At 66.1% G+C, this 9214-nt stretch carries 9 protein-coding genes and 1 pseudogene; 7 read left to right on the top strand and 3 right to left on the bottom strand.

Annotated elements, in window-relative coordinates:
- The 4 genes from DYI24_RS14680 to DYI24_RS14665 form a co-directional block, all read left to right on the top strand.
- Window positions 1-670, top strand: a 670-nt coding sequence (locus DYI24_RS14680) for a DUF4198 domain-containing protein (RefSeq protein WP_164572803.1), incomplete at its 5' end; no start/stop codon positions are given.
- The gene (locus DYI24_RS14675; protein ID WP_164572802.1) at window positions 667-948 is read left to right on the top strand and encodes a DUF3649 domain-containing protein; all 282 of its coding nucleotides are present in this window, start codon (window positions 667-669) and stop codon (window positions 946-948) included. The genes DYI24_RS14680 and DYI24_RS14675, both read left to right, overlap by 4 nt.
- Window positions 949-1009: 61 nt before the next feature.
- Window positions 1010-2584, top strand: coding sequence for a PepSY-associated TM helix domain-containing protein (locus DYI24_RS14670; RefSeq protein ID WP_164572804.1), 1575 nt, complete (start codon window positions 1010-1012; stop codon window positions 2582-2584).
- The gene (locus DYI24_RS14665; RefSeq protein ID WP_164572801.1) at window positions 2581-2868 is read left to right on the top strand and encodes a DUF3325 domain-containing protein; all 288 of its coding nucleotides are present in this window, start codon (window positions 2581-2583) and stop codon (window positions 2866-2868) included. Before DYI24_RS14670 ends, DYI24_RS14665 begins: the two co-directional genes overlap by 4 nt.
- Before the next feature lie 39 nt (window positions 2869-2907).
- On the opposite strand, the gene DYI24_RS14660 is transcribed toward DYI24_RS14665, so the two are convergent.
- Together DYI24_RS14660 and DYI24_RS14655 are read right to left on the bottom strand one after the other, a co-directional pair.
- Window positions 2908-4905: a methyl-accepting chemotaxis protein gene (locus DYI24_RS14660; protein ID WP_164572800.1), complete on the bottom strand. Its 1998-nt coding sequence runs from the start codon at window positions 4903-4905 to the stop codon at window positions 2908-2910.
- 464 nt (window positions 4906-5369) lie between these two features.
- Entirely contained in the window at window positions 5370-6152 is a 783-nt protein-coding gene (locus tag DYI24_RS14655; protein WP_107355003.1) for a class II aldolase/adducin family protein, read from the bottom strand.
- 266 nt (window positions 6153-6418) lie between these two features.
- Here DYI24_RS14655 and DYI24_RS28795 point away from each other — a divergent pair.
- Both DYI24_RS28795 and DYI24_RS14645 read left to right on the top strand, forming a co-directional pair.
- Window positions 6419-7284 (top strand): annotated as a pseudogene (locus tag DYI24_RS28795) (hypothetical protein).
- Between the two features lie 186 nt (window positions 7285-7470).
- On the top strand, window positions 7471-7923 hold the full coding sequence (locus DYI24_RS14645) for a Ros/MucR family transcriptional regulator (RefSeq protein WP_164572799.1): 453 nt from the start codon (window positions 7471-7473) through the stop codon (window positions 7921-7923).
- Here the strand turns inward: DYI24_RS14645 and DYI24_RS14640 are convergent.
- Window positions 7895-8635, bottom strand: coding sequence for a 3-oxoacyl-ACP reductase family protein (locus tag DYI24_RS14640; RefSeq protein ID WP_164572798.1), 741 nt, complete (start codon window positions 8633-8635; stop codon window positions 7895-7897). The two genes, DYI24_RS14645 and DYI24_RS14640, sit on opposite strands and share 29 nt — an antisense overlap.
- Before the next feature lie 82 nt (window positions 8636-8717).
- Here DYI24_RS14640 and DYI24_RS14635 point away from each other — a divergent pair.
- A partial coding sequence (locus DYI24_RS14635) for a TetR/AcrR family transcriptional regulator (RefSeq protein ID WP_164572797.1) occupies window positions 8718-9214 on the top strand: 497 nt, incomplete at its 3' end.

Here is a 9214-nt window from a genome sequence, read left to right as displayed (position 1 = left end):
GATCTGGATCGAGCAGGCGGACGGCCAGACGGTGGTCCGGTTCGGCGAGTTCGGCGAAAACCTGCGCGAAGCCTCGCCCGGGCTGCTCGACAAATTCGGCAAGGTCACCGGCACGCTGCTGTCTGCCAAGGGTGAACAGAAGGCGGAGGCGAGCAAGACCGCCAGCGGGTTCAAGCTGCCGTTCGCCGCTGCGGCCGGTGACAGCATCGTGGCCGAGGACGCGAACTATCCGCTGTACACCTGGAAACAGCAGGATAAGGACGTGCGGAATTGGTTCTATCCGGCGGCGCGGCTGATCACTGGCTTTGCCGCGCAGCAGCCGAAGCTGGTGCTTGACCTGGTGCCGACCGGGCAGCCTGGCCAGTTCAAGCTGGTGTTCAAGGATCAACCGAAGCCGAAGACCAAGGTCACGCTGACGACGCAGTCGGGTTGGGCCAAGGAAGCGCACACCGACGCGCAGGGGCTGGTCAGCTTCGACATGCCGTGGAAGGGCGTTTACGTCGCCGAAGTCAGCCTCAACGACAAAACCTCTGGCGAGCGCACCGGCCCCATGGGGGCGGAGCCTTATGATGCGGTGAGCTACGCCACCACCGTCACTTACGAGAAGGCCGACGGCCTGCCGCCGCTTCCGCCCGGCCCGCCGGCGACGCCGGCCGCGCCGAGCAAATGACCGCGCGGGTGCACCGCGCGCGGACGATCGGTCCGTTGATCGCGCGCATCGTCGCGGCGGCGGCCGGCGGCTACGGGATCGCGGCGCTGCTCAGCGTCGCAGTGCTGGCGCTGCCGATCAGCAAGCCGCAGGCGGTGCTCACCGGTCAGCTGGCGAGCTTCGCGGTGTGTACGGCCGTGGTGATCTGGGTGTTCGCGGCGCGGAGCGCGCTGAGAGCATGGATCGGCTTAGCCGTCGTCGCCGCGGTGCTGACGCCGCTGGCATGGTTTGCTTCCTGATGGGGCGCATCGCGTGACCAAGCATGATCGACAAGCCGCCCCTCGCGGCATTCGGCAGAGCATGTCGGACCTCCACACCTGGACCGGGCTGCTGCTCGGCTGGGTGCTGTATGCGATGTTCCTCACCGGCACCGTGTCGTTCTTCAAGGAGGAGCTGTCGCAGTGGATGCGGCCGGAATTGCCGCGCGTGACGCAGGCGCTGGACCCGGCCGTGGTGGCGCAGCGCGTCGCCGATGAGATCGGCCGGATTGCGCCCAGCGCGACGCAGTGGAGCATCAAGCTTCCCGAGGGGCGCAGCAACAGTGTCTATGCGTTCTGGCGGCTTCCCGTCGCGCAGGATGCGCGTGGCTTCGGAGAAGGGCACTTCGATCCGGTGACCGGCCGTCAGGTTGAAGCTCGGGGGACGCTCGGGGGCGACTTCTTCTATCGCTTCCACTTTCAGTTCTACTACATGTCGCCGTTTTGGGGACGGCTGCTCGCCGGTCTCGCGGCGATGTTCATGCTGATTGCGATCGTCGCCGGCGTGATCACCCACAAAAAGATCTTCACCGATTTCTTCACCTTCCGCTGGGGCAAGGGCCAGCGCTCCTGGCTCGACGCGCATAACGCGTTGTCGGTGTTCGGCCTGCCGTTTCATGTGATGATTACCTACACCGGGCTGGTGACGTTGATGGCGCTGTACGTGCCATGGGGCGAGCGCGCCGCCATCAAGACGCCAGCCGAGCGCCAGCAGTTGATGGCGGAGCTCAATGCCTTCATCCCGCCCGGCAAACCCGCCGCAGACGCGGCGCCGCTCGGCTCGATCGAAGCGATGGTGCGGCAGGCGCAGGTGCGCTGGGGCACGTCCGATGTTGGGCGCGTCAACGCGGCCAATCCGGGCAACGCGGCAGCCCGCATCGCGGTGACCCGCGGCGATGCCGGGCGCGTCTCGATGAGTCCCGACTACCTGGAATTCGACGGCGTCACCGGCAAATTAGTCTCCGTGCATGATCGCGTCGGTGCGGCGGCTGAAACCCGAGGCGTGCTCTACGCGCTGCACATCGGACGGTTCAGCGACCTCGAGACCCGGTGGCTGTACTTCATCGTCAGCTTCATGGGCACCGCGATGGTCGGTACCGGCCTCGTGATGTGGACGGTGAAGCGGCGGCAGAAGCTGCCTGATCCGGAGCGGCCGTATTTTGGATTCCGCCTGGTCGAGCGGCTCAACATTGCCAGCATCGCAGGGCTCTCGATCGCCATGACGGCGTTCCTGTGGGCGAACCGCCTGTTGCCGACTGCGATGGCGGACAGGGCGTTCTGGGAAATCCATGTGTTCTTCATCGTCTGGGGGCTGACCTTGCTCCATGCATTGCTGCGGCCGGCGCGAGCGGCTTGGGTCGAGCAGCTGTGGGCGGCCGCTGGATTGCTGGCGCTGATCCCGGTGCTCAACGCCATGACGACCCAGCGTCCGCTGTGGCACAGCTTCGCGGTCGGCGATTGGGTGTTCGTCGGCACCGACCTGATGTGCTGGACGCTGGCGCTTGTGCACGCCGTGCTGGCGATCCGCACCGCGCGGCACGGCGCGCGTGTTCGCCCGCCGCGCAGCTCGGCGAAGCGCGACGCGCTCCCAACGATGTCGGGCGAGGCGGCGACATGAACCACGCGCTCGCTCAAGCCCTGTGTCTGCTGGGCTTCACTGCGCTCGCATTCGCCATGCGCCGGCCTCAGCACGAGATCCTGCGTCGCTCGCTGCGGCGGCCGGTGGTGATCGCTCTGCGCGTGATCGGCGCTTGCTTGCTGACGCTCGCGCTTGCCGTGCTGGTCGGCGTATCCGGCTGGGGCTTCGGCCTGGTCAAATTCAGCGGCCACACCACGCTGGCGGCCGCTCTGGTGTACTGCGCGCTGATCGGTTACGGCCGCCGGGTCGGATTGCGCCAGTGAGCCCGCGACTCCGCCCCCTTCGCTCGCGGCCGCCGGCGCCTAGGCCGAACGTACCGAGCCTAGGAAGTCGGCGACTTCCCGCCGCAGCACGTTGCTGTCGTTCGCCAGCGACTGCGCCGCAGCGAACACTTCCCGCGAGGCGCTTTCGACATGTTCGGCGCCGCGCTGTACCTGTTCGATGCAGGTCGCGACATGGACGGTCTCGCTCGCAGCTTTCGCCACGCGGTCCGACATGGTCCGCGTCTCCAGGCCCTGCGTCTCGATCGCGGCCGAGATGGTCGCGATCGTTTCCGAGACACGTTCGATCAGGCCGACGATCTGGTCGATCGAGCCGGCCGACGAACGTGTCGCTTGCTGGATATCCGCGACCTGCCGCTGAATATCGTGCGTCGCCTTGGCGGTCTGCTCGGCAAGGGCTTTGACTTCGAAGGCAACCACGGCGAAGCCGCGCCCCGCGTCGCCAGCCCGTGCGGCTTCGATGGTGGCGTTCAGGGCGAGCAGATTGGTCTGGCGGGCGATGGTCTGGATCATCCCGACGATATCGCCGATGCGATCACCGGCGCGTGCGAGCTGCAGCACGTGCTCGCTGGTTTGCCGTGTTTGCTGCACGGCTGCGGCCGTCATCGTCGTCGACTCCTCGATCCGCCGGCCGATGTCGTCGACCGAGGCGAGGAGTTGCCCGGCCGACGCCGCAACTGTGCCGACACAGGCGCTCACCTCGGACGAGACCGACGCTGTCGCGATCGTGAGCTGGCGTGACGTCTCGGCGGTGTGGGTGAGCGAGCCCGCCGATGACTCAAGCGAGCTTGACGCCAGAAACACGGTTTCGATTACCTTGCCGACCGCGACCTCGAAGCCGTCGGCGAGCTTGTGCATGCCGTCCCTGCGGCGCTCGGCCTCGATCTGCTGCTGCGCGATCTTAGCTTCAGCCTCTTCGCGCGCGGCGCGCTGCGACGCTGCCTTGAAGGCTTCGACAGCGCGCGCCATCTCGCCGATCTCGTCGCGCCGCTCCAGTCCCGGCAGCACCGCGTCGAAATCCCCAGCGGCGAGCCGCTGCATGGCCGCGGTGGTCCGCGTCACCGATCCGGCGATGCGTTGACCGACCAGGAGAGCGAGTGTCGCCACGCCCAAGGTGACGCCGCCGATGATCCAGTTGAGCAGTTTTCGGACTTGGGCCGCGCTCGATTGGGAAGCCCGATAGCGCGCCTCTGCGCTCGTCATCAGCGCGTCCAGCGTCGGCCGGGTGCGGGCGAACACCGAACCGAAGTCTTCGATCTCTTCGTTCAGACTCTGTTGGCTGACCATGAAAGCGAGGAAGCTCGATTTGTAGCCGCCGATCAGCGTCGTCAGCTCCTTCTTCTGGTCGGCTGCAAGATCGCTCTTGGCCAGCGCGCCAGCGAAATCGGAGGCGCGTTCGATCAGATCGTCCCCGTCCTTCTCGCGGCCCTTCTGGATGAAATCCTTCTCCAGGCGACGCATCGTCAGCATCAGCACCGACAGGCGGGGATCGTCGATCTCAGCCAGCTTCGCTTCGAGCCGCCTGGTCGCTTCGCGCAGCTTGCCCTGCAATCCGTCCTGCTCGGTGAGACCGAGCACGCGTTTGGCCGACAGCAGATTCTGGAAACGGGTGAGATAGAGATTGAGGCCCGTAAGCAGTGCCGTCGATTGCTTCGCCGCCGCGTCGCTGTCGGTTCGGCCGAGCCGCTGCTCGATGTCCTGGAGCCGGTGCTTGGCCGCCGTCGCGACCGCCTCGTGCTTTGCGATCAGCTTGTCGTCCGACGTGCGCAGGAATTCGTTGGCGATCAATCCCGCCTGCAGGTAGTCGGCCGACAGCTGCATGACGTCAAAGCGCAGCGCCACGCTGGCTTCCGATCTGCGCTCCGCCTCGGCTGCCTCTCTCAGCCCGAGCAGGCAGGCGGAGCCGACCAGGGCTACGCCGATCAAACCGAGCACTGCGATCTTGAAGCGGAGACCGATCTTGATGCGGTTGAACGGAGATTTCAGAACGTGTTTCGAAGCGGAATACAACTGACGCATCGGGTGACCGAGGTTGGTGACAGTTTTGCGAAGGTTATTTTCTTCGGGAGTCGCCATCTGTTAGTTGGCGGCGGCGCACCCATGGACGGCAGAGACCAACATTCGGTAAATCTACGAGGTGGAATTTTCAGAAGCAGAGATATCTTTCGGGGAGCGATTACTTGCGCGCGCGGCGCGGCGTTGATGAGCGCGATGGTGGTGATGAAAAGCGCGGCGTAATAATTACGTCACAAATCGATGTCGGCGGCCGATGGCCGCGTGCCGACGCAAAAACGCCGCCCGGAATTGGGCGGCGTTTGAATTCCAATAGCGTAGAGGGTGATGCGGAGAGGATAGCATCGCCTTTGCAGATTTCAACCGCGAGTTCAGCCGTCATTGCGAGGAGCAAAGCGGCGCAGCAATCCAGTTCGGTGTGCTGAGCCTCTGGATCGCTTCGCTGCGCTCGCGTGACAGCGTTGGCCCGCTCAGCTCCGATAGCTCGGATCGATGCGGTCGAGTTTGCGCAGCAGCGGCGGCCACACCAGCTTGGTGGAGCGCAGCTCCATCGCGTCGCGATTGGCGATCAGGTCGTGGTTCTTGTCGATCACCATCTGCTCGAGCGGGTAGGCCGTCGGGCCGAGCATCTTGGTGCGGACCTGCATCGTGCAGGAGCGCTCGAGATGATACATCCGCTCGAACGCGGAGGCGACAGTGCGGCCCACGGTCAGCGTGCCATGATTGCGCAGCAGCATGTGGTTCTTGTCGCCGAGATCGCGCTGCAGCCGGGGCCGCTCGTCGTGATCGAGCGCGACGCCTTCATAGTCGTGATAGGCGAGGTCGCCGGTGACGAAATGCGCGGTCTGGTTGATCGGCAGCAGGCCGTCCATGCAGCTCGCCACCGCGGTGCCGTCCGGGGTGTGCAGGTGAATGACGCAGCCGGCGTCCTCGCGGACCTCATGGATCGCCGAATGAATGGTGAAGCCGGCCGGGTTGATCTTGTATGGGCTCTCGGTGAGCTGGTTGCCGTCGAGATCGACCTTCACCAGGCTCGAGGCGGTGATCTCGTCGAACATCAGCCCGTAGGGATTGATCAGGAAGTGATGCTCGGGGCCGGGCACCCGGGCCGAAATGTGGGTGTCGACCAGATCGTCCCAGCCGTACAGCGCGACCAGGCGATAGCAGGCGGCGAGGTTGACCCGCTGCTCCCACTCGGCCTCGGTCATGTCAGAGGGGACTTCTCTCAGGCGTGCGGCTTCGGCTGGGGACATGCGCTTCCTCTTCGGTGTGGGCGCCGTTGCCCGGCGCGTTGACTTGGCGGAAGCCTAGTGCTGCGAATGCCTTGCAGCAAGCGCCGACCGGAGCGCAGCAGGCATGTGGCGGGGCGGTGCCCCCATCCCGCCGGGAAAGCGGCAGGGTCCGCAACCGCGGCGCCAACAAGTTGTTCGCAAAGGCCTGAAGCGATTGCCGATCTAGGACGGATGACGCTATCGTAACGCGGGCTACCGAGGCGCTCCGCCCCGGAGTGGAGTACAGCATGATATTGCTTCTGGTCGCCGGCATCGTCTTCCTGCTGGCCGGAGCGGCGTCGATCATCGTCGGCGTCCCGGTCAAGGAATTCAGCTTCGGCAACACGTTGATCCTGTCCGGCGTGATCGGCTTCTGCACCGGTGCGCTGCTGCTCGGCCTGTCGGCGGTGATCCGTGAGCTGCGGTCGATCGGCGCCGGCCTCGGCACCGAGGAGATCGAGACCAGCGTCACCCGGGCTCCGGAGCGGACCGCGTTTCCCCAGCCGCCGGCTGCGGACAGTGATGCTCTGTTCCCCGGCGACCGGTCGGAGCCGTCCGCGCCGCCTCAGCCGCTCCCGCGGCCGGGCCCGCAGGCGTGAGGCCCTGGCAGGAGGAGGCCGCAGCGCGCGACCGGCTGCGCCAGCGGGCTGCGGCGCCGCTCGAGATCAAGCCACCACCGCCACCGCCTTCTGCGCCGCTCGACACGTCGTCGCCCGAGCCCGAGGACGAGCAGACGCCGCCGAAGCGGCGCAATCTTCTGTTCGCCTCGTCCCGCCGCGAGCGGGAGCGCGCGGCCCAGGCCGGCGGGGAGGCGCCGTCCGGCGATCTGCTGGGGGGCGCCGCGCGCAATTTCGAGGATGCCTGGCCGCGCAAGCGGTCCGCAGCGGGTGGTGACGAGACGCCGCCGCCGCCGGAACGATCCGGCCTGCTGGAGCCGACGCCGGCTCCGCGCAGTGAGGAGATGCAGCAGGTCACCGTGCTGAAATCCGGCGTGGTCGATGGCATGGCCTATTCGCTGTATTCCGACGGCTCGATCGAGGCGCAGATGCCGGAAGGCATGCTGCGGTTCGAGTCGATCGATGAACTGCGCGAGCATCTCGAACAGCGCAGCTAAGGCGCGGTTTCGTCTGTTGGTCTACCTTGCTGGACTGCACCACCCTAAATAGACTTCGGTATTGGCAAGGTTAGATTCGCCGCGTGGCGGCGATCTGCAAAATACCACCGAGTATCCCGACAATTTGACTAACGCGCCCGCGGCCTGCCGCGCGGCGCGTTTCGAACCGACGACGAAGGACGGCCGATGAGTGATACCCCAGGCAAGAGCTACATCGAGCTGACCGCGTCGATCGTCTCGGCTTATGTCAGCAACAATGCGACCCAGGCGAGCGAGATCCCGGCGCTGATCGGTCAGGTCCACGCCGCGCTGCAGCGGCTGTCGGCCGGTCGCCCCGAGGTGGCGCCGCAGGAGCCGGCCAAGCCGGCCGTTCCGGTGAAGAAATCGGTGACGCCGGAATATCTGATCTGCCTGGAAGACGGCAAACGCTTCAAGTCGCTGAAGCGGCATTTGCGTACGCAGTACAAGATGACGCCGGAGCAGTACCGCGAGAAGTGGGGACTTCCCGCGGACTATCCGATGGTCGCACCGAACTACGCGGTGGAGCGCTCGCAACTGGCCAAGAAGATGGGGCTCGGCCAGCAGCGCCGCCGGCGGAAGTACTCCGCCGTCAAGCCGGGAAGCCAGCGTCCGCGGTGATCATCGCACCGGTGATCAGGGCTGCGGCCGGACTGGCCAGGAACGCGACCACGGCGGCGATTTCCTCGGGCTTGCCGTAGCGCCCGAGCGCCGTCAGGGCGCGGAGCTGGTCGGCCTGCTCGCCACTCGCCGGGTTCATGTCGGTGTCGATCGATCCAGGCTGCACCAGATTGACGGTGACGCCCTGCGGCCCGAGCTCGCGCGACAGGCCACGCGTGAATGCGTGCAGCGCCGACTTGGTCATCGCGTAAACGGTCGAGCCGGCGAACGGCACCCGCTCGGCGAGCGTCGAACCGATCGAAATGATCCGTCCGCCCTGTCCGAGGTGAGGGATCGCGGCTTGCGACGCGAGCACCACTGCGCGCACGTTGATGTTCAGCAGCGCGTCGATGTCGGCGAGGCTGAGCTCGGTGATCGGACCGACGCGGCCGATACCGGCATTGTTGACCAGGATGTCGAGGCCGCCGAGCTTGGCCGCAGCCTCGTCCACCGCGGACTTCAAGGCCGCCGGATCAGCGCTGTCCGCCTGAAGCACGAAGCCGCGACGTCCTTCGCCCTCGATCACGCGCACGACCTCGGCCGCACGTTCGGCTGAGCGTTCATAGGTGATGGCGACGTCCGCGCCCTTGGCGGCCAGTTCCTTCGCAATTGCGGCGCCAATGCCGCGCGAGGCTCCGGTGATCAGCGCCCGCTTGCCCGTCAGCTCAACCATGTCATCCTCTTTTTTTGTAGTAATCGATATATAATTCGTAGGCGAATTGCCGGAGGTCGGCAAGCTATTTATATAGCGATTAATGCAGAAATCAGATCCGCCCTTAGACGATCGCCCCGCACGGCCACGCGGAAGGCCCCGAACCTTCGACCGCGCCCGTGCGCTGGCGGAGGCCACCCGGCTGTTCTGGATCAAGGGCTACGAGGCGACCTCGATCGCCGATCTGACCGCAGCGATGGGGATCGGGCCGCCGAGCCTTTACGCCGCATTCGGCTCCAAGGAGGCGCTCTACGCCGAAGCGCTGCGGCATTACGAAGCCAATTACGAACAATTGGTATGGGGCCGGTTCCACGCTGCGCCGACCGCGCGCGAGGCGGTGGAGGCCTTTTTGCTCGACTCCGCCTCTGCGCTGACCGGGGCGCCTGATGATCATCCGCTCGGCTGCATGGTCACGTTGTCGGCCGTGGGCAGCGAAGGACACGCCGAACTGGGCGAGATGGTGCGTAGCGCCCGTGCGGTCACGCTGCAGCGCCTCGAGGCGCGCCTAAGCGAGGCCGTTTCGGCGGGCGAGCCGCCGGC

Origin of the sequence: Rhodopseudomonas sp. BR0C11, from assembly GCF_010820945.1 — a bacterium.
GTDB lineage: Bacteria > Pseudomonadota > Alphaproteobacteria > Rhizobiales > Xanthobacteraceae > Rhodopseudomonas > Rhodopseudomonas palustris_H.
Note: the sequence above shows the minus strand (reverse complement) of the source record. Positions and strands in the feature narration are given on the sequence as shown.

What these genes read in the sequence shown, in the direction of transcription:
- DYI24_RS14645 (WP_164572799.1), top strand. Translation starts at nt 7,471, where the DNA reads ATGAGTGATACCCCAGGCAAGAGCTACATCGAGCTGACCGCGTCGATC.
- DYI24_RS14640 (WP_164572798.1), bottom strand. Translation starts at nt 8,635, where the DNA reads ATGGTTGAGCTGACGGGCAAGCGGGCGCTGATCACCGGAGCCTCGCGC.
- DYI24_RS14660 (WP_164572800.1), bottom strand. Translation starts at nt 4,905, where the DNA reads ATGCGTCAGTTGTATTCCGCTTCGAAACACGTTCTGAAATCTCCGTTC.
- DYI24_RS14655 (WP_107355003.1), bottom strand. Translation starts at nt 6,152, where the DNA reads ATGTCCCCAGCCGAAGCCGCACGCCTGAGAGAAGTCCCCTCTGACATG.
- DYI24_RS14665 (WP_164572801.1), top strand. Translation starts at nt 2,581, where the DNA reads ATGAACCACGCGCTCGCTCAAGCCCTGTGTCTGCTGGGCTTCACTGCG.
- DYI24_RS14675 (WP_164572802.1), top strand. Translation starts at nt 667, where the DNA reads ATGACCGCGCGGGTGCACCGCGCGCGGACGATCGGTCCGTTGATCGCG.
- DYI24_RS14670 (WP_164572804.1), top strand. Translation starts at nt 1,010, where the DNA reads ATGTCGGACCTCCACACCTGGACCGGGCTGCTGCTCGGCTGGGTGCTG.